Consider the following 26127-nt stretch of genomic DNA (forward strand, 5'->3'; position numbering starts at 1 on the left):
CGCACCCGCGTGGCGAACGCAGGCCGCGTGCGGCGCGGTGCCGAGTCTCGGTTCCGGTACACGGCGGAGTGAGAGGGCCCGCCGGGGCCGTACCGGTCCGTCGAAGCGGTCCGACCGAGAAGAGGTCAGCCCTTGAGGGAGGCGACCTTCTGCGCGAGCGCCGACTTCTTGTTGGCGGCGTTGTTCTTGTGCAGGACACCCTTGCTGGCGGCCTTGTCGAGCTTGCGCGAGGCGACGCGGGCGGCCTCGGTGGCCTTCTCGAGGTCACCGGCGGCCACGGCCTCGCGGGTGCGACGGATCGCGGTCTTCAGCTCGGACTTGACCGCCTTGTTGCGCTGGCGGGCCTTCTCGTTGGTCTTGATCCGCTTGATCTGGGACTTGATGTTCGCCACGAATGAGCCTTTGCGGGTTCAGTACGGTCTTCTGGGTGTGTCCGGACGTGCACGAGCGTGCACGCAGGCACAGCGGCCCAGGCTACCAGCAGCGGCCCGGCCCGCCGAATCGCCCGCCGTCGTACGCCCGCCGGGCCCGCGTGCGGGCACGTACGGCGCCGGTGCCGTCCGCACGGCATGTGCATGGGACGATGGGGGCGACTAGCGTTCTCCGAAGCGACGAAGCCGACTCTTATCCAGACCCGACAGGACCCTGCGTGCCCGCGACCCCATCGAACGTGCCGGAGCCGAGCCGTACCGACCCGGCGCTGATCCGCAACTTCTGCATCATCGCGCACATCGACCACGGCAAGTCGACACTCGCCGACCGCATGCTCCAGCTGACGGGCATCGTCGAGGAGCGCCAGATGCGCGCCCAGTACCTCGACCGGATGGACATCGAGCGTGAGCGCGGCATCACGATCAAGTCCCAGGCCGTACGGCTGCCGTGGAAGCCGACGGAGGAGGCGGACGCAGCCGCCGCCCCGCACATCCTGAACATGATCGACACCCCGGGCCACGTCGACTTCACCTACGAGGTGTCCCGTTCCCTCGCCGCCTGCGAGGGCTGCGTCCTGCTGGTCGACGCCGCCCAGGGCATCGAGGCCCAGACCCTCGCCAACCTCTACCTGGCGATGGAGCACGACCTCACGATCATCCCGGTGCTCAACAAGATCGACCTGCCCGCCGCGCAGCCGGAGAAGTTCGCGGCCGAGCTGGCGCACCTCATCGGCTGTGAGCCCGAAGACGTGCTCAAGGTCTCCGCGAAGACGGGCGAGGGCGTCGGGGACCTGCTGGACGAGGTCGTGCGCCAGGTGCCGGCCCCGGTCGGCGTGGCGGACGCGCCCGCCCGCGCGATGATCTTCGACTCCGTCTACGACGCCTACCGCGGCGTCGTCACCTATGTGAAGGTCGTCGACGGCAAGCTCGGACGGCGCGAGCGCATCCGGATGATGTCCACCGGCGCAACCCACGAACTGCTGGAGATCGGCACGAACGCGCCGGAGATGACGGCCGCCGACGGTCTCGGCGTCGGCGAAGTCGGTTACCTGATCACCGGTGTGAAGGACGTCCGCCAGTCGAAGGTCGGCGACACCGTCACCCAGCAGCACAAGGGCGCCGAGGAGCCGCTGGCGGGCTACAAGGACCCCAAGCCGATGGTGTTCTCCGGCCTGTACCCGCTGGACGGTTCGGACTACCCGGAACTGCGCGAGGCTCTGCACAAGCTGCAGCTCAACGACGCCGCGCTGAGCTTCGAGCCGGAGACCTCCGCAGCGCTCGGCTTCGGCTTCCGCGTGGGCTTCCTGGGGCTGCTGCACCTGGAGGTGATCCGGGAGCGGCTGGAGCGCGAGTTCAACCTCGACCTGATCGCCACCGCGCCCAACGTGATCTACCAGGTGCGGATGGAGGACGGGACCGAGCACACCGTCACCAACCCCACCGAGTTCCCCGCCGGCAAGATCGCCGAGGTGGAGGAGCCGATGGTCAGGGCCACGCTGCTGGCCCCCAGTGAGTTCGTCGGGGCGATCATGGAGCTGTGCCAGGCCCGGCGCGGCAACCTCCAGGGCATGGACTACCTCTCCGAGGACCGCGTCGAACTGCGCTACACGCTGCCGCTGGCCGAGATCGTCTTCGACTTCTTCGACGCGCTGAAGTCCAAGACCCGAGGCTACGCCTCACTCGACTACGAGCCGACCGGCGAGCAGGTCGCCGACCTGGTCAAGGTCGACATCCTCCTGCAGGGCGACAAGGTCGACGCCTTCTCCGCGATCGTGCACAAGGACAAGGCGTACTCCTACGGCGTGCGCATGGCGACCAAGCTGCGCGAGCTGATCCCGCGCCAGCAGTTCGAGGTGCCCATCCAGGCGGCCGTCGGATCCCGGGTGATCGCCCGCGAGACGGTGCGCGCCATCCGCAAGGACGTCCTCGCCAAGTGCTACGGCGGTGACATCTCCCGTAAGCGGAAGCTGCTGGAGAAGCAGAAGGAGGGCAAGAAGCGGATGAAGGTCGTGGGCCGGGTCGAGGTCCCGCAGGAGGCTTTCATCGCCGCCCTGTCCTCCGACGAGAGCGGCGACTCCAAGGCGAAGAAGTAGCCGCGCGCCGGTCGTGAGACCGGCGCCGCTCGTTCCCCTTCACGGCGTGCCTCCGGGCACGCCGTGAAGCGTGTGGCGATCATGTGAGAGCCCGCCCGTTTCGCCGCGCCCTCGGTCACGCTCCGGTATCGACACGGCCCCGGACCCCTTACGTGGGAGGTCCGTGGCGCTTAGTCTGAGCGCGTCTCCCCGGTTACTCGCGAGTCACAAGGGAGAGTCACCGAGCATGTACTTCACGCGCGCCCGGAGGATGTCGTGAGCGACACACAGCCCTTGATCGAGAACCGGCCGCCCTCCGTGGCGACGCTCTTCCTGGAGCGGGTGCAGGCCACCCCGAACGCGGAGGCGTACCGCTACCCCGTGCCGGCCGTCGGCGGCGGCCCGGACGAGTGGCGGTCCTACAGCTGGGGCGAGGCGGCCGACCGCGTGTTCTCCGTCGCCGCCGGCCTCACGGCCCTCGGCGTGCGCCCCGAGGAACGCGTCGCGATCGCCTCCAACACCCGCGTGGACTGGATTCTGAGCGATCTCGCGATCCTCTGCTCCGGCGCGGCCACCACCACGGTCTACCCGAGCACGAACGCGGAGGAGACGGCGTACATCCTCGCCGACTCCTCCAGCCGCGTGCTGATCGCCGAGGACGCCTCCCAGCTCGCCAAGGCGCGGGAGAAGCGGAACGAACTGCCCGAGCTGAGGCACGTCGTGGTGATCGAGGAGGCGGACGCCGTGTCCGCCGAGGGCGACCCGGAGGACTGGGTTCTTTCCCTCTCCGAACTCGCCCGTCGCGGACGCGCCTACCTGGACACCCACCCCGAGTGCGTCAAGGAGACGGTCACCGCGCTGCGCGCCGACCAGCTCGCCACTCTCATCTACACCTCCGGCACCACCGGCAAGCCCAAGGGCGTACGGCTGCCGCACGACTGCTGGTCGTACATGGCCAAGGCGATCGCCCAGACCGGGCTGGTCACCCAGGACGACGTGCAGTACCTGTGGCTGCCGCTGGCGCACGTCTTCGGCAAGGTGCTGACCGCCGCACAGGTCGAGGTCGGACACGTCACGGCCGTCGACGGCCGGATCGACAAGATCATCGAGAACCTGCCGGTGGTGCAGCCCAGCTACATGGCAGCCGTGCCGCGCATCTTCGAGAAGGTCTACAACGGCGTGGCCGCCAAGGCGAAGGCCGGCAGCCCCGTCAAGTACAAGATCTTCCTGTGGGCCGCCGGCGTGGCCCGCGAGTACGGCAAGGTCACCCAGGACAACTTCCGCCGCACCGGCGTCGCCTCCGCCCCGGCGGGCTTGAAGGTGAAGCACGCGGTCGCTGACAAGCTGGTCTACGCCAAGATCCGGGAGGCGTTCGGCGGCAACCTGCGCGCCTGCATCTCCGGCTCGGCCGCCCTCGCCCCCGACATCGGCTACTTCTTCTCCGGCGCCGGGATCCACATCCTTGAGGGCTACGGCCTCACCGAGTCCAGCGCGGCCAGCTTCGTCAACCCCGGCGAGGCCTACCGCACCGGCACCGTCGGCAAGCCGCTTCCCGGCACCGAAGTCCGCATCGCCGACGACGGCGAGATCCTGCTGCGCGGCCCCGGCATCATGGAGGGCTACCACCAGCTGCCCGACAAGACCGCCGAGGTGCTGGAGGAGGACGGCTGGTTCCACACCGGCGACATCGGCGAACTCTCCACCGACGGCTACCTCCGTATCACCGACCGCAAGAAGGACCTGATCAAGACCTCCGGCGGCAAGTACATCGCGCCCGCCGAGGTCGAGGGCCAGTTCAAGGCGATCTGCCCGTACGTCTCCAACATCCTGGTGCACGGCGCCGACCGGAACTTCTGCACGGCCCTCATCGCCCTCGACGAGGTGTCCCTGATGCAGTGGGCCGGCGATCGGGACGGGTTGAAGGACAGGCCGTACAGCGAGGTCGTCGCCTCCGAGCAGGTCCGCAAGATGGTCGAGGACTACGTCGAGCAGCTCAACTCCGGCCTCCAGCGCTGGCAGACGATCAAGAAGTTCCGCATCCTGCCGCGGGACCTGGACGTCGAGCACGGCGAGCTGACGCCCAGCCTCAAGCTGAAGCGGCCCGCCGTGGAGCGTGAGTTCGGTCACCTCATCGAGGAGATGTACGCCGGGTCGCGCGAGGCCTGACCCGGCTTGCCCCGGAGGGCGGCACGGGTTCGGGGAGGGGAGCGCGGCGCGGGCGGGCCACAATGGCCCCATGCCCTCCGCACTCCCCGACGGCGAGCCCGTGCCGCACGACGGCACGCTGCCGGCCTCCGCGACCGCCGGTGCGGCCGACCGTCCGCTCGGCTTCTACCTGCACGTCCCGTACTGCGCGACCCGCTGCGGCTACTGCGACTTCAACACCTACACCGCGAACGAGCTGCGCGGCTCCGGCGGCGCCCTCGCCTCCCGTGAGAACTACGCCGACACCCTCGCCGAGGAGATCCGCCTCGCGCGCAAGGTCCTCGGCGACGACCCCCGCCCCGCGGAGACCGTCTTCGTCGGCGGCGGCACGCCCACGCTCCTCCCGGCCGCCGACCTGGGCCGGATGCTGGCGGCGGTCCGGGACGCATTCGGCCTCGCCGACGGCGCGGAGATCACCACTGAGGCCAACCCGGAGTCGGTCGACGCCCGCTACCTCGCGGAACTGCGGGAGGCCGGCTTCAACCGGATCTCCTTCGGCATGCAGAGCACGCGGCAGCATGTGCTGCGCGTCCTGGACCGCAGCCACACCCCGGGCCGTCCGGAGGCGTGCGTCGCCGAGGCCCGCGCCGCCGGGTTCGACCACGTCAACCTCGACCTGATCTACGGCACGCCGGGCGAGACCGACGACGACTGGCGGGCCTCCCTGGACGCGGCGATCGGCGCCGGACCCGACCACGTGTCGGCGTACGCGCTCATCGTCGAGGAGGGGACGCAGCTCGCCCGCCGGATCCGGCGCGGCGAGGTGCCGACGACCGACGGCGACGTGCACGCCGACCGCTACCTCATCGCCGAGGAGGCGCTGACTGCAGCCGGGTTCGCGTGGTACGAGGTCTCCAACTGGGCGGCCTCAAAGCCCGGGAGGTGCCGCCACAACGAGCTGTACTGGACCGGTGCCGACTGGTGGGGTGCGGGCCCCGGCGCGCACAGCCACGTCGGCGGCGTGCGCTGGTGGAACGTGAAGCACCCCGGCGCGTACGCCCAGGCGCTGGGGGAGTCCCGGTCGCCCGGTGCGGGGCGCGAAGTGCTCGACGCGGAGGACCGGCGCGTCGAACGCATCCTGCTGGAGCTGCGGCTCGCGGAGGGGTGCCCGCTCGGGCTCGTCACCCCCGCAGGGCTCGCCGGCGCGCGCCGCGCGCTGGACGACGGCCTCCTCCAGCCCGGCCCCTACGCCGCCGGCAGCGCCGTCCTCACCCTCCGGGGGCGCCTCCTCGCCGATGCGGTCGTCCGCGCCCTCACGGACTGACCCCTCGGGCCGGGCGGCAGCAGCCTCCCCGCTGTCCGCCGCCGCCCGCACGGCGTGGCGGCGGTCGTGGCGTGGGCGAGGCGCGAGCGAGGTGCGGAGGAGTCACCCGGACGGCTGGGGCGGGGTGCCCCGCGCCCCGGGCCGGGCGAGCATGCCAGACATGGGCCGACAGACCGCCGGCACGCCCTCCGAAGCGCGCCGTACCGGGAGCCTATGGCTGACCCTGGCCGCCATGCTCTTCGCCGTGTCGATGACCTTTATCGACCAGACGATCGTGGCCGTCGCTGCCCCGAGATCACAGACGAGCTGTCGCTGTCGTCGTCCGGCGTGCAGTGGATCGTCAACGCCTACCTGCTCTCCCTCGCCGCCTTCTTCGCGCTCGGCGGCAGGCTGTCCGACCTGTACGGCCACCGCCGCGTCATGCTGATCGGCACGGTCCTGTTCGTCGTCTCCTCGGTGCTGTGCGGCTTCGTCCCCGACGACTCCTTCGCCCAGGCGTGGCTGGTGTGCTTCCGCGCCACGCAGGGCCGGGGCGCGGCGCTGATGTTCCCGGCCGCCCTCGCGGTCGTGGTCGCCGTCTTCCCCCTGGAGCGCCGCGGCAGCGCGCTCGCGCTCTTCTTCGGGCTGTCCGGCGGCCTGACCGCCGTGGGCCCGATCCTCGGCGGCTGGCTGACCTCATGGACGTGGCGGGCGATCTTCTGGGTGAACATCCCCGTCGCCGTGATCGCCATCGTGCTCACGCTGCTCGCCCGCATCCGCGACGAGCCGCGTCGCGAGTCACTCGACGTGGCCGGCGCCGTCCTCGTGGCCGCGGGCATGGGCCTGAGCGTCCTGGGGCTGATGCAGGCGTCCGCGTGGGGCTGGAGCAGCGCCGCCACCTGGGCGTGCATCGCCGGCGGGCTGCTGATCCTGGCACTGTTCGTCCGCGTGGAACTGCGCACCACGCGTCATCCGCTCATCACCATGGCGGTGTTCCGCGACCGGGCGTTCGTCGCGGACGCCCTGGTGTTGTTCTTCGCGATGATCGCGTTCGTGCCGGTCTTCTTCTTCGCCTCGGTCTACGCGCAGGTGTCGCTCAGTGCGTCACCGAACGAGGCGGGGATCTACATGCTGGTGTTCTTCGCCGGCTTCGGCGTGGCGTCCCAGCTGGGCGGCCGGATGCTCGACACCCGGGGCGCCAAGCACCCCATGCTTCTGGGGACCGCGCTGGGCGCCGCCGGGTTCGCGCTGTGGGCGCACCGTGCGACCGAGCTGTCGCTGAACGACCAGTGGCCGTACATCGTGATGCCGGCGCCGGCATCGGGTTCCTGCTGTCGCCCGCCTCGACGGACGCCGTGAACCGCGCCCTCTCCGCCTCGTACGGTGAGGTCACCGGCATTACGCAGACCCTGCGCAACTTCGCGGCCGCCGTCGGGCTGGCGGTCTTCGGTACGGTGCTCACCCATGTCACGACGGACCGGGTGCTGGAGACCTTCGAGCGCCGCGGTTTCACGGGGGAGCGGTCCGCCGAGGTCGCGCGCCGCGTGGCGGAGTCCGTCACGGGCCACGGCGACGAGTCGGAGCCCGGCGGCAGCGGTCCGGTGTCGTCGTTCATGCGGGAGACGATGGACGCCGTGCGCATGGACTTCGCCGAGGCCACGCAGGTCGTGTTCGCCTGCATGGCCGGGGCCATGGCTCTCGCCTTCCTCTGCGCCCACCTGCATCCCGGTGGCCGGGTCGGTGACCGCGAGGCCCCCGCCCGTCGGTCGAACAAGTGAACCGACCGGTGTGCCTGCCTGCTGGTCCACCCGCTGGCCGGCCGCTGCGTGCTGTTCACCGAGCCGGCGGACGTGCTGGGCGTCTCTCTCGAGGCCGTCGAGTTCCGGACCCTGACGTGAGCCGGTCACGTCAGGTGAGTCAGCCGCCGTTCGGGCCGCCCACGGTGACGTGGTCGATGAGGTGTTCCACCGGGCCGAGCAGGCCCGGGTCCAGGTCGCGGTAGGAGTGGACGGCGCCGAGGATGCGCCGCCACGCGGCCCCGGTGTTCGCCGGCCAGTCCAGCGCCTCGCACACGCCCGTCTTCCAGTCCTGCCCGCGTGGTACCCGCGGCCAGGTGTCGATGCCGAGCGCCGCGGGCTTGACCGCCTCCCAGATGTCGACGAACGGGTGGCCCACCACCAGCACCCGTTCCGCGCCCCACGTCGCGGTCACGTCCGCCGCGATCCGGGACTCCTTCGACCCGGGCACCAGATGGTCGACGAGGACGCCCAGCCGTGCGTCGGAGGTGGGGCCGAAGAGGTCCACGATCTCGGCCAGGTGGTCGACGCCCTCCAGGTACTCGACCACCACGCCCTCGACGCGCAGGTCGTCGCCCCAGACCTTCTCCACCAGTTCCGCGTCGTGCCGCCCCTCCACATAGAGTCTTCCCGCCCGTGCGACGCGGGCCCGTGCGCCCGGCACGGCGACCGAGCCGGAGGCCGTGCGCCCGGCTGAGGCAGGCGCCGCGGGGGCGACGGATGCGGGGCGCACCAGGGTGACGACCTCCCCCTCCAGCAGGAAGCCGCGCGGCTCCATCGGGAACACGCGATGCTTGCCGAACCGGTCCTCCAGCGTCACCGTCGGCCCCTGCGCCGTCTTCTCGCACCGGACCACCGCGCCGCAGAAGCCGGTCGCGGCCTCCTCCACGACGAGGTCCGGGTCGGCGGGGACCTCGGGCACCGCGGCCGTGCGGCGCTTCCAGGGCGGGGTGAGGTCGGGGTCGTACCGGCGACTGCGCATCCGCCCATTCTGGCCGCAGGCGTCACGGCCGGGCGAAACGCCGTGCCAGTGCGTCGCGTTGGGCGCGGACAAACGCAGCGTCGACCACCGCGCCGTGCCCCGGCACGTACACCGCGTCCTCGCCGCCGAGGGACAACAGCCGGTCCAGCGCGGCGGGCCAGCGGGCCGGCAGTGCGTCCGGTCCGGCCTGCGGTTCTCCGGACTCCTCCACCAGGTCGCCGCAGAACACCACCTCCCGCGCGCCGGGCTCGCGCCCCGGCACCAGCACGGCCAGGTCGTGGCCGGTGTGGCCCGGCCCCACGTTGGCGAGCAGCACCTGCCGTCCCCCGCCGAGGGACAGCGTCAGTTCGCCGCTCACCGCGTGCTGGGGCAGCACCAGGGCGTCCGCGGCCTGCGCCGCGGCGGCCGGGTCCAGGCCGTGCCGCACCGCGTCCCGCTGGATCGCCTCCCGGTCGTGCCGCAGGACGCCCTCCAGCCCCACCGCGCCGTACACCTGCACGCCCGCGAAGGCGGCGGTGCCCAGCACGTGGTCGAAGTGCGCGTGGGTGAGCGCGACCCGGGTCACCGGCAGCCCGAGCCGTTCGCGCACCGCCGTACGGACCGCCGCGCCCTCGGCCAGACAGGAGCCGGTGTCGACCACGAGCGCCCCCTCCGCATCCGCCACGGCGCCCACGGTGGCGTCCCACCGAGGCAGCCGCGCGCGCAGCACGCCCGGTGCGAGCTCTTCCCAGCCGATGTCCATGTCTCCCGACGCTAACGGGGCGCACCCCGCGTCCTCGCGCCGACCCGCTCCCGACCGCTACGGGATCGCTACCGACCCGCAGCGGAGCCGCCCTTGCCCCGGCCACGTCCCCCGGTCGTACACTTGCTGGGAAACCGCTGGCACTCGGCCAAGGAGAGTGCCAGGCCAGCAGTGGCCGGGCAGACGGCGGACGGCCCTGGGACGGAGGTGTGCGCGTGCTCAGTGAACGCAGACTCGAGGTGCTGCGCGCCATCGTCCAGGACTACGTCGGCACCGAGGAGCCCGTCGGCTCGAAGGCGCTCACGGAGCGACACAACCTCCAGGTCTCCCCGGCAACCGTGCGCAACGACATGTCGGCGCTCGAGGACGAGGGCTACATCGCGCAGCCGCACACCAGCGCCGGACGCATCCCCACCGACAAGGGCTACCGGCTCTTCGTCGACCAGCTGGCGGGCGTCAAGCCGTTGTCCTCGCCGGAGCGCCGCGCGATCCACAACTTCCTCGACGGCGCCGTCGACCTGGACGATGTCGTCGGCCGCACCGTGCGGCTGCTCGCGCAGCTCACCCGCCAGGTCGCGGTGGTGCAGTACCCATCGCTGACCCGCTCGACGGTGCGGCACGTGGAGCTGCTGGCCCTCGCGCCGGCCCGCCTGATGCTGGTGCTGATCACCGACACCGGACGCGTCGAGCAGCGCATGGTCGACTGCCCCGCGCCGATCGGCGAGAACACTGTCGCCGACCTGCGCGCACGGCTCAACGGCCGCACCGCCGGCCAGCGCTTCACCGATGTGCCCCGGCTGGTGCAGGACCTTCCCGACTCCTTCGACGCGGACGACCGCGGCACCGTCTCCACCGTTCTCGCCACCCTGCTGGAGACGCTGGTCGAGGAGACAGAGGAGCGGCTGATGATCGGCGGCACCGCCAATCTCACCCGCTTCGGCCACGACTTCCCGCTCACCATCCGGCCCGTGCTGGAGGCGCTGGAGGAGCAGGTCGTCCTGCTGAAGCTGCTCGGCGAGGCCACCGACTCGGGCATGACCGTGCGAATCGGTCATGAGAACGCTCACGAGGGGCTGAGTTCCACATCCGTGGTTTCGGTCGGTTACGGTTCGGGCGACGAGGCGGTCGCCAAGCTCGGCGTGGTGGGGCCGACCCGGATGGACTACCCCGGAACGATGGGAGCGGTACGCGCAGTGGCACGTTACGTCGGACAGATCCTGGCGGAGAGCTAAGTGGCGACGGACTACTACTCCGTCCTCGGCGTGCAGCGCGACGCCTCGCAGGACGAAATCAAGAAGGCCTTCCGCAGGCTGGCGCGCGAACTGCACCCGGACGTGAACCCGGACCCGAAGACGCAGGACCGGTTCAAGGAGATCAACACCGCGTACGAGGTGCTCTCCGACCCGCAGAAGAAGCAGGTCTACGACCTCGGCGGCGACCCCGCGGGGCCCGGCGGCGGCGCGGGCGGCTTCGGCGGCGGCTTCGGCAACTTCTCCGACATCATGGACGCCTTCTTCGGCACGGCGTCCCAGCGCGGCCCGCGCTCGCGCACCCGGCGCGGCCAGGACGCGATGATCCGGCTGGACATCGACCTGAACGAGGCCGCGTTCGGCACCACCAAGGAGATCCAGGTCGACACCGCAACCGTGTGCGGCAGCTGCTCCGGCGAGGGCGCGGCACCGGGCACGTCGGCGCAGACCTGCGACATGTGCCGCGGCCGCGGCGAGGTCTCGCAGGTGACCCGCTCCTTCCTCGGCCAGGTCATGACCTCGCGCCCGTGCCCGCAGTGCCAGGGCTTCGGCACGGTCGTGCCCACGCCGTGCCCCGAGTGCGCCGGCGACGGCCGGGTGCGCTCGCGGCGCACCCTCACGGTCAAGATCCCGGCCGGCGTCGACAACGGCACGCGCATCCAGCTCGCCGGCGAGGGCGAGGTCGGCCCGGGCGGCGGTCCGGCAGGCGACCTCTACGTCGAGATCCACGAGACCCCGCACTCGGTCTTCCAGCGTCGCGGCGACGACCTGCACTGCACGGTCACCATCCCGATGACGGCGGCCGCTCTCGGCACGAAGGTGCCGCTGGAGACACTGGACGGCATGGACGAGATCGACATCCGGCCCGGCACCCAGTCCGGCCAGTCGATCCCGCTGCACGAGCGCGGCATCACGCACCTGCGCGGCGGCGGCCGCGGCCAGCTCATCGTCCACGTCGAGGTGACGACGCCGAGCAAGCTGGATCCGGAGCAGGAGGACCTGCTGCGGCGCCTGGCGACGCTGCGCGGAGAGGAACGGCCCCAGGGCCAGTTCCAGCCGGGGCAGCAGGGCCTCTTCCACCGCCTCAAGGACGCGTTCAACGGCCGTTGACCCATGCCGGGCCCGCGCCCGCGCGCCGCGCTTTCCCCGCGCGGCGCACGGCGCCGGGGTGCGGCGCCGTGCCGCACCCGTTTCACCGCAGCCGCGGGGTCCGCGCGCCGGTGTCCGGCGGCGTCTCGCGGTGGTGGGCGGTCTGCGCCGTCCGCCGGGTGACCGCCGGGGGCGGCCGTGCCGCGCGGCGACCGCCGAGCGGCTGCGGCCCCAGCAACGGGCGGCGTACGGGGCGTGACAGGATGGTCACATGGCCCCCGACCTCGACCTCGCCCTCCTCCGTCACCCGGTCGTTCAGGCACCCATGGCGGGCGGCGCCTCCACCCCGGAACTCGCCGCTGCCGTCAGCGAGGCCGGCGGTCTCGGCATGCTCGCCGCCGGGTACAAGACGCCGGAGGCGATGTACGAGGAGACGCGCCACCTGCGCCGGCTCACTCCACGCCCCTTCGGCGTGAACCTCTTCCTGCCCCAGACACCGGTCGCCGAGGCGGCGGCGCTCACCGCCTACCGCGACGAGCTCGCCCCCGAGGCGGCCCGTTACGGCGCCGAACTCGGCGACACGGACAGGGGCGGGAGCGACGCCTACGACGCGAAGGTCGCGATCCTCCTCCAACACCCCGTGCCGCTGGTGTCGTTCACCTTCGGCTGCCCCGAGGAGCGCGTGCTGCGCCGCTTCGCGGAGGCGGGTACGTCGACGGTCGTCACGGTCACCTCCGTGGACGAGGCGCTCACCGCCCAGGACCGCGGGGCCGCCGCGGTGTGCGTGCAGGGCGCGGAGGCCGGCGGCCACCAGGGCACCCACCACGACGACCCGGCGGCGGACGGCGGCTGCCGCGCGACCGGACTGCTGCCGCTGCTCGCCCTCGTCGGCGAGGCGGTGCGCCTGCCGCTGGTCGCCGCCGGCGGGCTGATGCGCGGGTCGCAGATCGCCGCGGTGCTGGCTGCCGGTGCGAGCGCCGCCCAACTCGGCACCGCGTTCCTGGTGTGCCCCGAGTCCGGTGCGCACGCCGAGCACAAGCGGGCGCTGACGGACCCTCTGTTCGACCGCACGGAGCTGACCCGTGCCTTCTCCGGGCGCCCGGCACGCGCTCTGGTCAACCGGTTCGTGCGCGAGCACGGTCCGCACGCCCCCGCCGCCTACCCGGACGTCCACCACCTCACCGCCGGCCTGCGCCGTGCCGCCTCGAAGGCCGGCGACCCACAGGGGATGGCGTTGTGGGCGGGTCAGGGCCACCGGCTGGCCCGTACGATGCCCGCCGCGCGGCTCGTCGAGGTGCTCGCCGGTGAACTGGCCTCCGCCCGCGCCGCGTCGACGGGACGGGAGGTGGAGGCGTGACCGCTCCCGTGTTCCTCCTCGACGGGCCGGACGCGCCGCCCCTCACCGGGGCCGGCCGCGTGTGGCTGACAGGTCCGGAGGGCCGGCACGCCGTCTCCGTGCGGCGCATGCGCGTGGGCGAGTCGATCGTCCTCACCGACGGCGCGGGCACCGGTGCCTCCGGCACGGTCGCCGCCGTCGAGGGCAAGGACCGGCTGGAGGTCGCCGTCACCGACGTCCGGTCCGATCCCGTGCCCCGGCCCCGGATCATCGTCGTGCAGGCGCTGCCCAAGGGCGACCGGGGCGAGCTGGCCGTGGAGACGATGACGGAGACCGGCGTGGACGTGATCGTGCCGTGGGCGGCGTCCCGGTGCATCACGCAGTGGCGCGGTGAACGTGGAGCCAAGTCGCTGGCGAAGTGGCGTGCCACCGCGCGCGAGGCGGGCAAGCAGTCCCGGCGCCTGCGGTTTCCGCACGTCGCCGAACCGGCCACGACCCGGCAGGTGGCGCCGCTGCTGTCCGGCGCCGCGTTCGCCGCCGTGCTGCACGAGGAGGGCGCCGCGCCGCTGGCGACCGCTCCGCTCCCGGTGGACGGGGACGTCGTGCTGGTCGTCGGCCCCGAGGGCGGCGTCTCCCCGGAGGAGCTGGCCGCCTTCGCGGAGGCGGGCGCCGAGCCGTACCGGCTGGGCCGCACGGTGCTGCGCACCTCCACGGCGGGCACGGCCGCGACCTCCCTTCTGCTGACCCGCACCGGCCGCTGGTCCTGACGGCCCGCGTCGCGCCGGCGATGATTTCGCCCGGTGCGAGGAGTCGTCCCCTGTGAGAGCACTCCGTCCCGCAGGAGGTCCGCCATGACCCTCGTCCCCGCGCCCGAGATCGACGTCCGGTTCGGCGCACCGGAAGCCGTCGCCACACCGTGGGCGGAGGTCGCCCGGACGCTCCGGGAGGCCGAGCTGTACTGGCTGACCACCGTCCGGCGGGACGGCCGCCCGCACGTGACGCCGTTGATCGGCGTGACCGGGGGCGCCGGGCAGGAGGTCCACTTCTGCACCGGCCTGCGCGAACAGAAGGCCCGCAACCTCGGGCACGGCCGCCGGGTCGCGCTGACCACCGGCGCGAACGCCTGGAACCGCGGCCTCGACGTCGTCGTCGAGGGCCTCGCCGTCCCCGTCACCGACGGCGCCGCACTCCGGGAGATCGCGGACGCCTACGAGACGAAGTACGGCGACGACTGGCACTTCGACGTCGGCGACGGGGTGTTCGGCTCCGGCGACGACGCGGCCGCCGTGTTCCGCGTGGAGCCCGTCAAGGTGCTCGCGTTCGCCAAGGACCCGCACGGCCAGACCCGTTACCGCTTCCCGGCCCCCGCCTGACATCCGTAGGAGCATCGCCCGCGCGGACACCCATGTGCGTCCAGCGGCCGCACGAGCGGCCCGCACACGAATGCGCGCGACCGTGCCGGGGCGTGCGCACGTCCCGCAGCCGCCCGGGCGGTACGATCCGCTGGGTACACCGACGACGCACAGCCGGAGGCGCCACCGTGGCGGGAGAACCGCAGGCCGACTGCCTGTTCTGCAAGATCGTCGCGGGGGACGTCCCCGCGACCGTCGTACGCGACACGGAGACGACTCTCGCCTTCCGCGACATCAACCCGCAGGCCCCCACCCATGTTCTGGTGATCCCGAAGGCGCACCACCAGGACGCCGTCACGCTGGCGGTGGAGGCGCCGCAGATCGCCGCCGACGTGCTGCGCGAAGCGGCCGCGGTCGCCGAGGAGGAGGGCATCGCGGTCGCCGAGGGCGGCCCGGGCACGGGCTACCGCGTCGTCTTCAACACCGGCACGGGTGCCGGCCAGACCGTCTTCCACGCGCACGCCCACGTGCTCGGCGGCCGCGGCCTCAACTGGCCGCCCGGCTGAGCCGCCCCGCCCGCCCGTCGTAGCCCGCCCCGACAGGACCCGGCCATGTCCGTCCGCGAACTCGTCGTCCTCGGCACCGCCAGCCAGGTGCCGACCCGGCACCGCAACCACAACGGCTACCTGCTGCGCTGGGACGGCGAGGGCCTGCTCTTCGACCCGGGCGAGGGCACCCAGCGGCAGATGCTGTACGCCGGGGTCGCCGCACACGACATCGACCGCATCTGCGTCACCCACTTCCACGGCGACCACTCCCTCGGCCTCGCGGGGGTCCTGCAGCGCATCAACCTCGACCGGGTGCCGCACCCGGTGACCGCCCACTACCCGGCGTCCGGCGCGCACTTCTTCGACCGGCTGCGTCACGCCACCGCCTACCGGGAGACCGTCCCCCTGCGCACGGAGCCCGTCCCCGACGCCGAGCAGGCCGTGCTGTACGAGGGCGCCGCCTACGCCCTCACCGCGTACCGCCTCTCCCACCCCGTGGAGGCATACGGCTACCGCCTCGCCGAGCCGGACGGGCGCCGCATGCTGCCGGACCGGCTGCGTGCCCACGGCATCACGGGCCCGGACGTGGGCCGGCTCCGGCGAGACGGTTCCCTGCGCGGCGTCACCCTGGAGGAGGTCAGCGCTCCCCGCCCCGGCCAGCGGTTCGCGTTCGTCATGGACACCCGTCTCTGCGACGGCGTGTACGCGCTCGCGGAGGGCTGCGACATGCTGGTCATCGAGTCGACGTTCCTGGACGAGGACACCGCGCTCGCCGAGGAGTACGGGCACCTGACCGCCGGTCAGGCGGGCCGCGTCGCGGCGGAGTCGGGCGTGCGGCACCTGGTGCTCACGCACTTCAGCCAGCGCTACCCGGACCCCGCCGCCTTCGCCGCGCAGGCCCGCGCGGCCGGCTTCGACGGCGAACTCACCACCGCCCGCGACCTCGACCGCGTCCCCCTGCCCAAGCGCCGCGTCTGAAGCGCCCGTCCGCGCCCCGGGCACACGCCACGCCGCAACGGATCACCGGACTCGTCCCCCCGGAGGACCCGGGCCTCAGAAACCCAGGCGGCGGAGCTGCTTGGGATCGCGCTGCCAGTCCTTGGCCACCTTCACGTGCAGGTCGAGGTAGACCGGAGTACCCAGCAGCGCCTCGATGTGCTTGCGGGACGTGGTGCCGACATCCTTCAGGCGGCGCCCCTTGGGGCCGATCACGATGCCCTTCTGGCTCGGCCGCTCGATGAAGATGTTGGCGTGCACGTCCAGCAGCGGCCGGTCCGCCGGCCGTCCTTCGCGCGGCAGCATCTCCTCCACGACCACCGCGATGGAGTGCGGCAGCTCGTCCCGCACGCCCTCCAAGGCCGCCTCACGGATCAGCTCGGCGACCATGACCTGCTCCGGCTCGTCCGTGAGGTCGCCGTCCGGGTAGAGCGCGGGCCCTTCGGGGAGCAGCGGCACCAGCAGGTCGGCGAGCAGCTCGACCTGCTTCCCCGCGGTCGCCGAGACGGGCACGATCTCCGCCCACTCGAAGCCCAGCTCCTTGCCGAGCCGGTCCACCGCGATGAGCTGCTCGGCCAGCGTCTCGGAGTCGACCAGGTCGGTCTTGGTGACGATCGCGACCTTGGGCTTGCGCTTCAGGCCGGCCAGCTCCTTGGCGATGAAACGGTCACCGGGCCCGATCTTCTGGTCAGCGGGCAGGCAGAAGCCGATCACGTCGACCTCGGCCCAGGTTGTGCGCACCACATCGTTGAGCCGCTCGCCCAGCAGCGTGCGCGGCTTGTGCAGTCCCGGCGTGTCGACCAGCACCAGCTGCGCGTCCGGACGGTGCACGATGCCGCGCACGGTGTGCCGCGTGGTCTGCGGGCGGTTGGAGGTGATCGCGACCTTCGTGCCCACCAGCGCGTTGGTCAGCGTCGACTTGCCGGCGTTCGGCCTGCCGACGAAGCACGCGAAGCCCGAACGGTGCGCGGCGTCCGCCGCCGCGGGGGAGGAGGGGGAGGGGTCACTCATGGCGACCATTCTCCCCGATCGCAGCGGGAGCCCCGACCAGCGCCCGCCGCAGCGGCCGCACGGCCCCGCCCCACGGCCCCGGTCAGCCCGTCCGCAGCGTGCCGCGCAGCACGCCGTCCGGGCCCGCCAGCAGCACCGGCGTGCCGGCGCCGCCGAGATCGCCCACGGCCGCCAGGTCCTCGTCCGGAAGCCGCCCGGCCGCGGTCACCACTGCCGCAGCCTCCAGGCTCTTCGCGCCGGACGCCACGGCCATTGCCACGGCCGTGCGCAGCGCGCTCAACGGCAGTGACGGCAACGCGACCGAGCCGGCCACGTACGTCCGCCCGGTCTCGTCCCGCACGGCCGCGCCCTCCGGCGCGCCGTTGCGCGCCCGCGCCGCCCGCGCCAGCGTGACGATCTTGCGGTCCTCCGGGTCCATGTCCTGCGCAGCCGCCTGCTCACCCTGCTCACTCATGCAGGCGAGCATATGCGCCCGCCGCGGTCGTCACGCCGGGTGGTGGTCGTGGTCGTGGCGGTCGGCGGGGACCTTCGCCCCGGCGGGGGCGGGAGCCTCCGCCGACCGTATCGGCTCGACGAGGACCGTGGTGATCCTGTTGCGGCGGCCCGCCGGCGACTCCGCGGTGAGGCGCAGTGCGGTGAGCGTCGGGTCGGAGTGGTCCTCCGTCACGTCCACCGTGGTGGTCGCACCAGCGATCGGGACGCGGCCCAGGCTCTTGGCGAGCAGCCCGCCGACGGTCTCCACGTCCTCGTCGTCCCAGCCGACCAGGTCGTAGAGCTCCCCGAGATCGCCGAGGTCCAGCCGCGCCGTGACGCGGTAGCGGCCGTGACCCAGGTCCTCCACCGGGTCCTGCTCCTTGTCGTACTCGTCGGCGATCTCGCCGACGATCTCCTCCAGGATGTCCTCGATGGTGACCACGCCCGCGGTGCCGCCGTACTCGTCGATGACGACGGCGACGTGGATGCGGTCCTGCTGCATCTCGCGCAGCAGGTCGCCGGCGTTCTTCGTGTCGGGGACGAAGGCGGCCGGCCGCATGGCCGTGGAGACCAGCTCGCTCTCGTTCTCCCGGTTGATGTGCACCTTCCGGGCGAGGTCCTTGAGGTAGACGATGCCCAGGACGTCGTCCTCGCTCTCGCCGACCACCGGGATGCGGGAGAAGCCGGAACGCAGCGCCAGGGTCAGCGCCTGGCGGACGGTCTTGAAGCGCTCGATGGTGATCAGGTCGGTACGCGGCACCATCACCTCGCGCACCAGCGTGTCGCCGAGCTGGAAGACGGAGTGCACCATTCTCCGCTCCTCGTCCTCGATCAGCGACTCCTGTTCGGCGAGGTCCACCAGTGCACGGAGCTCCGCCTCGCTGGCGAACGGGCCCTTGCGGAAACCCTTGCCCGGTGTCAGCGCGTTGCCGACGAGGATCAGCAGCTGCGGCAGCGGGCCCAGGATGCGGGCCAGCGGCAGCAGGACGTACGCCGCGGCGGTGGCGGTGTTCAGCGGGTGCTGCCGTCCGATGGTGCGCGGCGAGACGCCCACGGCGACGTAGGACACCAGCACCATCACCGCGATGGCGACGGTCAGCGCCTCCCACGTCCGGTCGAAGGACCGCAGGCAGGCGTAGGTGACGAGCACGCCGGCGGCCATCTCGCTGGCCACTCGCAGCAGCAGGGCGAGGTTGAGGTAGCGGGTCGGGTCGGAGGCGACGGTGGCGAGCTTGGCCGCTCCGCGCCGGCCGGAGCGTACGGCCTCCTCGGCGCGGTAGCTGGTGGTGCGTGCCAGACCCGCCTCTGCGCAGGCCGCGAGCCAGGCCACTATCACCAGGGCCCCGGCGCCGACGAGCAGCTGCGCGGTCATGAGGTGGTGGTGGGGGCCGGGGAGGGGCCTTCCAGGCCACGTTCGGCGCGCCAGCCGTCCACGATCGCGGACTGGAGGCCGAACATCTCGGCCCGCTCGGCTGGTTCCTCGTGGTCGTAGCCCAGCAGGTGCAGCACGCCGTGGACGGTGAGCAGTTGCAGCTCCTCGTCCATCGAGTGCCGGGTCGGTGCGTCGGCGCCCTGCTTCGACGCGACGTCCGGGCACAGCACGACGTCACCGAGAAGGCCCTGCGGGGGCTCCTCCTCGTCCCGGGCGGGCGGCCGTAGTTCGTCCATGGGGAAGGACATCACGTCCGTCGGTCCGGGCAGGTCCATCCACTGGAGGTGGAGCTGCTCCATGGCGTCGGTGTCGATGGCGATCAGGGACAGCTCCGCCAGCGGATGGATGCGCATCCGGTTCAGGGCGTAGCGGGCGATGTCGAGGACGGACTCCTCGTCGAAGGAGCGCCCGGACTCGTTGTTGACGTCGATGGACATGTGCGGTGCTCAGCGCTTCCCGTTGCCTCGGGCGCGGTCGTGCGCGCGTTCCTTGCCACTTCGGCGGCGGGAATCCCCTTCGGGGGTGCCGCCGTTCTCCGTGCCGTTCTGCTCGTCGTACCGGTCGTAGGCGTCGACGATGCGGCCGACCAGCTTGTGCCGGACCACGTCCGAGCTGTTCAGCATCGCGAAGTGCACGTCGTCCACCCCGTCCAGGATGTCCCGCACCTGGCGGAGGCCGCTCTTGGTACCGCCCGGCAGGTCGACCTGCGTGATGTCGCCGGTGACGACCACCTTGGACTCGAAGCCGAGCCGGGTGAGGAACATCTTCATCTGTTCCGGGTTCGTGTTCTGCGCCTCGTCGAGAATGATGAACGCATCGTTCAAGGTTCGGCCCCGCATGTAGGCCAGTGGCGCGACCTCGATCGTGCCGGCGGCCATCAGCCGCGGGATCGAGTCCGGGTCCAGCATGTCGTGCAGCGCGTCGTACAGCGGGCGCAGGTACGGGTCGATCTTCTCGTACAGCGTGCCGGGCAGGAAGCCCAGCCGCTCGCCCGCCTCGACCGCCGGCCGGGTCAGGATGATGCGGTTGACCTGCTTCGATTGGAGGGCCTGCACCGCCTTGGCCATGGCGAGGTAAGTCTTGCCGGTGCCGGCCGGACCGATGCCGAAGACGACGGTGTGCTGGTCGATCGCGTCGACGTACCGCTTCTGGTTGAGCGTCTTCGGGCGGATGGTGCGGCCGCGGTTGGACAGGATGTTCTGCGTCAGCACCTCGGCCGGCGCGGCGTGTCCGCCGCCCTCGCCGGTCTCCGCCTTGCGGAGCATCGAGATGGTGCGCTCCACCGCGTCCTCGGTCATCGGCTGACCGGTGCGCAGCACCAGCATCATCTCGTCGAAGAGCCGCTGGATCAGCGCGACCTCGTCGGGCGCACCGGTGGCGGTGATCTCGTTGCCCCGGACATGGATGTCGGCCTCGGGGAAGGCTTCCTCGATCACGCGCAGCAGGGAATCGCCGGAGCCGAGCACGGTCACCATCGGGTGCTTCGACGGGACGGCGAAACGGGCGGTGTCCTGGTTCGTGGTTGTCTGCGTCATGGGCGGCCTCTGGGGCCTGCTCATCCCTCTCCGTGCTGCGACGACTGGTTCCTCAAGAATACGCCGACCCACCGACACGCCGGAGGGGATTTCTGCTGCACGGCTGCACTGCCCGGCCGCTCCGCGCGCCCCGCTCGCGCACGCCCTGACCCCGGCCGGCGCTCCGGCCGGCGCCTCGGAGGGGGTCACGCCCGGCGGAACCCGATCGTCGGAACCGCCCGGCGCAGTGGCCCCGGCCTGCCGCAGCGGGGCAGCAGCGCGTCCAGGAACGCGTACCGGCGCAGCGCCTCCGGGTCCTGCCCGGCCGCGGCCGCGGCCTCAGGCGACAGCGTGTACTGCCGCACCCCCTCGTACCAGGCCCCGACCTCCGGCCAGCCGGGTGCCGACAGCGAACCGCCGAACTCCTGCACCGACAACGCCGCCGTCAGGCCCGCGAAGGCCAGCCGGTCCTCCAGCGGCCAGCCCGCGAGGGTGCCGGTGAGGAAACCCGCGGTGAACACGTCGCCCGCACCCGTGGTGTCCAGGGCCTCCACCGCGATGGCCGGGACCCGCGCGGTCGCACCGGTACGGCCGTCCGCGGCGTAGGCGCCGTCGGCGCCCAGGGTGACCACCGCCAGCGGCACACGCTCGGCGAGCGCCCGCGCGGCCCGCAGCGGGCACTCGGTGCGGGTGTAGCGCATCGCCTCGGCCGCGTTGGGCAGGAACGCCTCGCAGTGGCCCAGCTCGGGCAGGGACGCCAGGTCCCAGCGGCCGGAGTCGTCCCAGCCGACCCCGGCGAACACCAGGCTGCCGTGCCCGGCGGCGGTCGCCACCCACTCCTGCGGCTCCCCGGGCACCAGCGACGCCACGCAGGCCCGTGCCCGGGGCGGGCACTCGCGGTCCCCCTCCGGCGCCGGACCGGGCGGCGGCGCCACGTGGCCGTGCGAGACCATCGTCCGCTCGCCCTCGTACGCCATGGAGACCGTCACCGGGGAGTGCCAGCCGGGCACCGTGTGCGACATCGACAGGTCGATGCCCTCGCCGCGTTCGAGGGAGTCCCGGCAGTAGTCGCCGTACATGTCGTCGCCGAAGGCGGCCGCCAGCGACGTACGCAGGCCGAGGCGCGCCAGCGCGGCCGCCATGTTGGCGACCCCGCCCGGACTGGAGCCCATGCCGCGCGCCCAGGACTCGGTGCCGCGGACCGGGGCGGCGTCCAGGCCGGTGAAGATGATGTCCAGGAAGACCGTGCCCGTCAGGTAGACGTCGCAGGCGGGATCGTCCGGGCGGCGCAGCGCGGCGAGCGGGTCCAGCCGTTCGGTGGCGTCCCGCTGCGCGTCGGGGCGGTCCGGGACGCCGTCCTCGTGGTGCGTGCCGCGCCCGCCGGTCGTGCCGTGCGCGCCGGTGGTGCCTGCCGTGCCGTCCGTGCCTGCCGTGCTCACCGTCTCTCCTCGTGCTCCTCCCGGTCAGTGTCCCGCGCCGAACCCGCTGGCGACACTGCCCGTGCGCCTGCCGCCGTGCGGTACGTTCCGCAGCATGCGGCTGACGATTCTGGGCGGCGGCGGATTCCGCGTACCTCTGGTCTACCGTGCCCTGCTGACAGAGGCACACCGGGACGCGGCGGGACGCTGCACCGAACTGGTCCTGCACGACACCGACGCCGCCCGCGCCGGCGTGGTCGCCTCGGTGCTCGCCGCGCAGGCCCGCGAGGAACGCCACCCCGTGCCCGTCCGCGTGGAGGCGGACCTGGACGACGCGCTGCGCGGCGCCGACTTCGTCTTCTCCGCGATCCGCGTCGGCGGCACGGAGGGACGCGTGCGCGACGAACGGATTCCGCTGGCCGAGGGCGTCCTCGGACAGGAGACGGTCGGCGCGGGCGGCGTGCTGTACGCGCTGCGCACGGTCCCCGTCGCGATGCGCATCGCGGAACGCGTCCGTGCCGTCGCCCCCGGGGCGTGGGTGATCAACTTCACCAACCCCGCCGGTATCGTCACCGAGGCGATGGCGCGGGTGCTGGGGGACCGGGTCGTCGGCATCTGCGACTCGCCGGTCGGCCTGGTGCGCCGCGCGGCGCGCGCCGCGGGGGCCGACCCGGCGGCCGTCCGCTACGACTACCTCGGCCTCAACCACCTCGGCTGGCTGCGGTCCCTCACGGCCGCCGGCCGCGACCTGCTGCCCGGGCTGCTCGCCGACGACGCTGCACTGGCCTCCTTCGAGGAGGGCCGCCTGTTCGGCGGTTCCTGGCTGCGTGCGCTCGGCAGCCTGCCCAACGAGTACCTGCACTACTACTACTTCCGCCGCGAGACGCTCGCTGCCGTGCGGGAGGCTCCCGAGACGCGGGGCGCCTTCCTCGACCGGCAGCAGCGCGCCTTCTTCGCGACGGCCGGGCAGGAACCGGAACGCGCGCTGGAGCTGTGGGAACGCACGCGCCTGGAACGCGAGGAGACGTACATGGCCGAGAGTCGCGAGGCGAGCGGCGGCTGGGAGCGCGACACCTGCGACCTGGACGGCGGCGGCTACGACCGGGTCGCGCTCGCTCTGATGCACGCCATCGCGGGCGACACCCGGGACGAGCTGATCCTCAACGTGCGCGGCGGCGGGAGGGTGACCGGGCTGCCGGACGACGCCGTGGTGGAGACGGTGTGCGCGGCGGACGCGGACGGCGTGCGGCCGCGGTGGGAGGCGGTAACGGCTCCGGGGGAGGCCGAACTGGGGCTGATGCTCCAGCTCAAGGCGGTGGAGCGGGCGACGATCGAGGCCGCCGAGACCGGGTCCCGGCGTGCGGCGCTGCGGGCACTGGGGCTCCACCCTCTGGTCGACTCCCCGGCCGTCGCGGCCCGCATCCTGGACGCGCAGGGCGCCTTCGGCGCCGGGTGAGCCACTCCGTAGGCCCGACCGTGCGGCCTGCGCTGCGGCGTCGGCCCGGGAGCCGGGTATCTGGACTTCGCCCGCGAACGCCGGACGTCGCTTACGCGCCCTCCTTGAGGACGCGGCTGATGAGGGTGCGCTGGGCGTCGGTGAGGCGGGGGTCGGCGCAGTAGGCCGTGGCGCCGTCGGCCTCGATCTCGTAGTGGAAGCCGTCCGGGACGCCGACCGGGCGCTCGTCCCGGTGCCCTTCGGCCACGGCCTGGTCGGCGAGGGCGGCCACCTCGCCGGAGTCCGGGAGGTCGCCTGTGTCCAGCGTGGCCCGCCGGGTCACGCCGCCGAAGCCGCCCGTGCGGATGACGGTGATACGCATGCCGCCATCCTCCCGGACCGCCCGCGCGAAGCGCGGTAGGACCGGCTCGAGCGCGTCTCGACGAACGATGGACACCCCTGACCGCCCCCCATCTGTCTCACGGCGGAGAACGGCAAGTTGGTCGGTGACACGGAGGGTGACGGAGGAAAGACTGACTGCTTCACGGGCCGGGAGCCCCGACTGCCACGGGACGCGGCCACCTCACGACCAGCAGTACGCGGAGCGGTGGGACCTGCCGTCCCCGCCGCGCCGCGCTTCACCGAAACCCGAGGAGAGTCGAGCCGTGCCGAACGACGAGAAGCCCTTCGAGGGCGGGCCATCCCTGGCGACCCAGCTGATGCAGGAACTCGTCGCCTCCGGCGTCGAGCTCTACGGCCGGCTCACCTCCGACGACGGTGCCGTGGACGACTTCGGGTTCGACCCCGGCCTCGTCGACGACGCACTGATGCCTGCCCTGCGGCCCCTGTACGAGAAGTACTTCCGCGTCGAGGTGCAGGGCCTGGAGCACGTCCCGGCCGACGGCTCGGCGCTGGTGGTGGCCAACCACTCCGGCACCCTCCCGCTGGACGCGCTGATGCTCCAGCTCTGCCTGCGCGACCATCACCCGGACCACCCCCGCCTGCGGATGCTCGCCGCCGATCTCGCCTTCCAACTCCCCGTGGTCCGCGACCTGGCGCGCAAGCTGGGACATGTGCCTGCCTGTCCGGAGAACGCCGAACGCCTGCTCCTGGAGGGGGCGCTGGCCGGCGTCATGCCGGAGGGCTACGGCGGCCTGGGCAAGCCGTTCGACGAGCGCTACCGGCTCCAGCGCTTCGGCCGCGGCGGCTTCGCCGCGGTGGCGCTGCGCACCGGGCGGCCGATGGTGCCCTGCTCGATCGTGGGCGCCGAGGAGATCTATCCGATGATCGGCGAGTCCCGCACCCTCGCCCGGATGCTGAAGCTGCCGTACTTCCCGATCACCCCCACCTTTCCGCTGCTGGGCGTCCTCGGGCTGGTCCCGCTGCCGACGAAGTGGACCATCCGCTTCGACCCGCCCGTCCACACGGACACCTTCCCGCCCGGCGCGGCGGACGACGCGCTGGTGGTGGGCAAGCTCGCAGGCGAGGTCAAGGACACCATCCAGCACCGGCTCAACGAGATGGTGCGGCAGCGCGACTCGCTGTTCTGACCGCACCCGCCGCAGCTCCGCCTCCCCTCCCCTCCCCTCCCCTCTCGTCGCGGGAGAGGCGGGAGGGGAGGAGTGGGAGAGGCCGGACGGGAGTCCCCGGGACGGCCCGCCCTGCGGCCGCACAGGCCGCCACGGTCAGCCGGAGACCGGCACGCCCACGTCCGTCCACGCCTGGGACAGCGCCTTGGTGACCTCGCCCGGCCCGTGCTGCTCCCGGGCGGCGGCCAGGGTCGCCGCCGCGAAGTCCGCGAAGTCGGCGTCCGGGCTGAGCGAACCGGACGTCAGCGTGTCGTACCAGACCTGCCCCGCCCGCTCCCACGCCCGGCCGCCGAGCGTCACAGCGAACCGCTGGAACGCCCGGTTGGGGATGCCGGAGTTGATGTGCACGCCGCCGTTGTCGTCGGTGGTCTGCACGAAGTCGTCCATGTGGCCCGGCTGCGGGTCCTTGCCCAGCAATTCGTCGTCGTACGCCGTCCCCGGCTCCTTCATCGACCGCAGCGCCCGGCCCTGCACCCGGTCGGTGAACAGCTCCGCGCCGATCAGCCAGTCCGCGTCCTCCGCGCTCTCCTCACGCTCGAACTGCTTGATGAGCGCACCGAAGACGTCGGACACCGACTCGTTCAGCGCCCCCGACTGGCCGCTGTAGTGCAGGTTGGCGGTGTACTGCGTCACCCCGTGCGTCAACTCGTGCCCGATGACGTCCACCGCGAGGGTGAAATCGCGGAAGACCTCGCCGTCGCCGTCCCCGAACACCATCCGTCCGCCGTCCCAGAACGCGTTGGCGTACTGCTCGCCGTAGTGCACGGTCGCGTCCAGCGGCAGGCCCGAACCGTCGATCGAGTCCCGCCCGTAGGCGCTGAGGTACAGCGCGAAGGTGGCGCCCAGCGCGGCGTAGGCGCGGTTGGCCGAGGCGTCCCGCACCGGGCCGTCGCCCTCGGACCGCACCCGCCGACCGGGCAGTTCCTCGCGGTTCTGCGCGTCGTACACGGCGCGGCGCGGCGCGGGCTCGGCCGCCGGGCGCGGCGGCAGCGGCTGGGCGGCAGTGGCCCGCGCGACCAGGTGGCGGCGGGTGCGCTGTGCGGCGTCCCGCTCCAGCGTGCGGCGCGCGGGCGCGGCGAGCACCGGGTCGTCCGACCGGGCGAGCCGGTCCAGAAGGTGGGGCGGCACGATGCCGCAGCGGGGAGGAAGCGGCGGGTGAACGTCCGTGTGAGGGTCCATGTCCAGCAATGTGGCATTCGGTCACGGGATTGT

24 protein-coding genes and 1 pseudogene are annotated in these 26127 nt (G+C 72.6%); 13 read left to right on the forward strand and 12 right to left on the reverse strand.

Annotated features, from left to right (window positions below):
• Nucleotides 1-125 precede the first annotated feature (125 nt).
• Complete coding sequence (gene rpsT, locus E4198_RS19000; protein ID WP_027763728.1) at nucleotides 126-392, reverse strand: 30S ribosomal protein S20; 267 nt, start codon at nucleotides 390-392, stop codon at nucleotides 126-128.
• 257 nt (nucleotides 393-649) lie between these two features.
• Between rpsT and lepA the strand changes: the two genes are divergently transcribed.
• From lepA to E4198_RS19020, 4 genes and pseudogenes are all read left to right on the forward strand, one after another.
• A complete protein-coding gene (gene lepA, locus E4198_RS19005) occupies nucleotides 650-2524 on the forward strand; it encodes a translation elongation factor 4 (protein WP_136184214.1) in 1875 nt (624 codons plus the stop codon).
• Nucleotides 2525-2779: 255 nt separating this feature from the next.
• Nucleotides 2780-4669, forward strand: coding sequence for an AMP-dependent synthetase/ligase (locus tag E4198_RS19010; RefSeq protein WP_136184215.1), 1890 nt, complete (start codon nucleotides 2780-2782; stop codon nucleotides 4667-4669).
• Nucleotides 4670-4739: 70 nt separating this feature from the next.
• A complete protein-coding gene (gene hemW / locus E4198_RS19015) occupies nucleotides 4740-5972 on the forward strand; it encodes a radical SAM family heme chaperone HemW (RefSeq protein ID WP_136184216.1) in 1233 nt (410 codons plus the stop codon).
• A gap of 232 nt (nucleotides 5973-6204) precedes the next feature.
• Nucleotides 6205-7729: pseudogene (locus E4198_RS19020) on the forward strand (MFS transporter).
• A gap of 139 nt (nucleotides 7730-7868) precedes the next feature.
• On the opposite strand, the gene E4198_RS19025 reads toward E4198_RS19020, so the two are convergent.
• Both E4198_RS19025 and E4198_RS19030 read right to left on the reverse strand, forming a co-directional pair.
• On the reverse strand, nucleotides 7869-8729 hold the full coding sequence (locus E4198_RS19025; RefSeq protein WP_136184217.1) for a DUF3097 domain-containing protein: 861 nt from the start codon (nucleotides 8727-8729) through the stop codon (nucleotides 7869-7871).
• A gap of 22 nt (nucleotides 8730-8751) precedes the next feature.
• The gene (locus tag E4198_RS19030; RefSeq protein WP_136184218.1) at nucleotides 8752-9471 is read right to left on the reverse strand and encodes an MBL fold metallo-hydrolase; all 720 of its coding nucleotides are present in this window, start codon (nucleotides 9469-9471) and stop codon (nucleotides 8752-8754) included.
• Between the two features lie 215 nt (nucleotides 9472-9686).
• On the opposite strand from E4198_RS19030, the gene hrcA reads away from it, so the two are divergent.
• Both hrcA and dnaJ read left to right on the forward strand, forming a co-directional pair.
• Nucleotides 9687-10703, forward strand: coding sequence for a heat-inducible transcriptional repressor HrcA (hrcA, locus tag E4198_RS19035; protein WP_136184219.1), 1017 nt, complete (start codon nucleotides 9687-9689; stop codon nucleotides 10701-10703).
• On the forward strand, nucleotides 10704-11831 hold the full coding sequence (gene dnaJ, locus E4198_RS19040; RefSeq protein WP_136184220.1) for a molecular chaperone DnaJ: 1128 nt from the start codon (nucleotides 10704-10706) through the stop codon (nucleotides 11829-11831).
• Between the two features lie 82 nt (nucleotides 11832-11913).
• Here dnaJ and E4198_RS25015 read toward each other — a convergent pair whose 3' ends face one another.
• Nucleotides 11914-12081: a hypothetical protein gene (locus E4198_RS25015; protein ID WP_168711472.1), complete on the reverse strand. Its 168-nt coding sequence runs from the start codon at nucleotides 12079-12081 to the stop codon at nucleotides 11914-11916.
• Here E4198_RS25015 and E4198_RS19045 point away from each other — a divergent pair, their 5' ends adjacent.
• From E4198_RS19045 to E4198_RS19065, 5 genes are all read left to right on the forward strand, one after another.
• Nucleotides 12082-13167 (forward strand): nitronate monooxygenase, encoded by a 1086-nt coding sequence (locus E4198_RS19045; RefSeq protein ID WP_136184221.1) that lies wholly within the window; start codon nucleotides 12082-12084, stop codon nucleotides 13165-13167. It begins immediately after the preceding gene.
• Nucleotides 13164-13913, forward strand: coding sequence for a 16S rRNA (uracil(1498)-N(3))-methyltransferase (locus E4198_RS19050; protein ID WP_136184222.1), 750 nt, complete (start codon nucleotides 13164-13166; stop codon nucleotides 13911-13913). Before E4198_RS19045 ends, E4198_RS19050 begins: the two co-directional genes overlap by 4 nt.
• An 84-nt stretch (nucleotides 13914-13997) precedes the next feature.
• On the forward strand, nucleotides 13998-14519 hold the full coding sequence (locus E4198_RS19055; protein ID WP_136184223.1) for a pyridoxamine 5'-phosphate oxidase family protein: 522 nt from the start codon (nucleotides 13998-14000) through the stop codon (nucleotides 14517-14519).
• A 167-nt stretch (nucleotides 14520-14686) separates the two neighbouring features.
• Entirely contained in the window at nucleotides 14687-15064 is a 378-nt protein-coding gene (locus tag E4198_RS19060) for a histidine triad nucleotide-binding protein (protein WP_027763741.1), read from the forward strand.
• Nucleotides 15065-15109: 45 nt separating this feature from the next.
• A complete protein-coding gene (locus E4198_RS19065; protein ID WP_136184224.1) occupies nucleotides 15110-16024 on the forward strand; it encodes a ribonuclease Z in 915 nt (304 codons plus the stop codon).
• Between the two features lie 75 nt (nucleotides 16025-16099).
• Here the strand turns inward: E4198_RS19065 and era are convergent, their stop codons facing one another.
• The 6 genes from era to E4198_RS19095 all read right to left on the reverse strand — a co-directional run bounded on the left by era (nucleotide 16100) and on the right by E4198_RS19095 (nucleotide 21783).
• The gene (era, locus tag E4198_RS19070) at nucleotides 16100-17062 is read right to left on the reverse strand and encodes a GTPase Era (RefSeq protein ID WP_136184225.1); all 963 of its coding nucleotides are present in this window, start codon (nucleotides 17060-17062) and stop codon (nucleotides 16100-16102) included.
• 73 nt (nucleotides 17063-17135) lie between these two features.
• Entirely contained in the window at nucleotides 17136-17507 is a 372-nt protein-coding gene (locus tag E4198_RS19075) for a cytidine deaminase (RefSeq protein WP_136184226.1), read from the reverse strand.
• A 30-nt stretch (nucleotides 17508-17537) separates the two neighbouring features.
• Nucleotides 17538-18899, reverse strand: coding sequence for a hemolysin family protein (locus E4198_RS19080; RefSeq protein WP_136184227.1), 1362 nt, complete (start codon nucleotides 18897-18899; stop codon nucleotides 17538-17540).
• Nucleotides 18896-19396, reverse strand: coding sequence for an rRNA maturation RNase YbeY (gene ybeY / locus E4198_RS19085; RefSeq protein ID WP_136184228.1), 501 nt, complete (start codon nucleotides 19394-19396; stop codon nucleotides 18896-18898). Before ybeY ends, E4198_RS19080 begins: the two co-directional genes overlap by 4 nt.
• Nucleotides 19397-19405: 9 nt before the next feature.
• Entirely contained in the window at nucleotides 19406-20494 is a 1089-nt protein-coding gene (locus E4198_RS19090) for a PhoH family protein (RefSeq protein WP_136184229.1), read from the reverse strand.
• A gap of 185 nt (nucleotides 20495-20679) precedes the next feature.
• Nucleotides 20680-21783 (reverse strand): PfkB family carbohydrate kinase, encoded by a 1104-nt coding sequence (locus E4198_RS19095; protein ID WP_168711521.1) that lies wholly within the window; start codon nucleotides 21781-21783, stop codon nucleotides 20680-20682.
• A 223-nt stretch (nucleotides 21784-22006) separates the two neighbouring features.
• Here E4198_RS19095 and E4198_RS19100 point away from each other — a divergent pair, with 223 nt between their 5' ends.
• Nucleotides 22007-23347, forward strand: coding sequence for a 6-phospho-beta-glucosidase (locus E4198_RS19100; RefSeq protein WP_136184231.1), 1341 nt, complete (start codon nucleotides 22007-22009; stop codon nucleotides 23345-23347).
• 91 nt (nucleotides 23348-23438) lie between these two features.
• Here E4198_RS19100 and E4198_RS19105 read toward each other — a convergent pair whose 3' ends face one another.
• Nucleotides 23439-23708, reverse strand: a complete 270-nt coding sequence (locus tag E4198_RS19105) for a protealysin inhibitor emfourin (RefSeq protein ID WP_136184232.1) — start codon at nucleotides 23706-23708, stop codon at nucleotides 23439-23441.
• A gap of 337 nt (nucleotides 23709-24045) precedes the next feature.
• Here E4198_RS19105 and E4198_RS19110 point away from each other — a divergent pair, with 337 nt between their 5' ends.
• Complete coding sequence (locus tag E4198_RS19110; protein WP_136185487.1) at nucleotides 24046-24876, forward strand: lysophospholipid acyltransferase family protein; 831 nt, start codon at nucleotides 24046-24048, stop codon at nucleotides 24874-24876.
• Nucleotides 24877-25011: 135 nt separating this feature from the next.
• Here E4198_RS19110 and E4198_RS19115 read toward each other — a convergent pair whose 3' ends face one another.
• The gene (locus E4198_RS19115) at nucleotides 25012-26094 is read right to left on the reverse strand and encodes a M4 family metallopeptidase (protein WP_136184233.1); all 1083 of its coding nucleotides are present in this window, start codon (nucleotides 26092-26094) and stop codon (nucleotides 25012-25014) included.
• Between the last annotated feature and the right edge of the window lie 33 nt (nucleotides 26095-26127).

The sequence above is a fragment of the Streptomyces sp. RKND-216 genome (assembly GCF_004795255.1).
GTDB classification, from domain to species: Bacteria; Actinomycetota; Actinomycetes; order Streptomycetales; family Streptomycetaceae; genus Streptomyces; species Streptomyces hazeniae.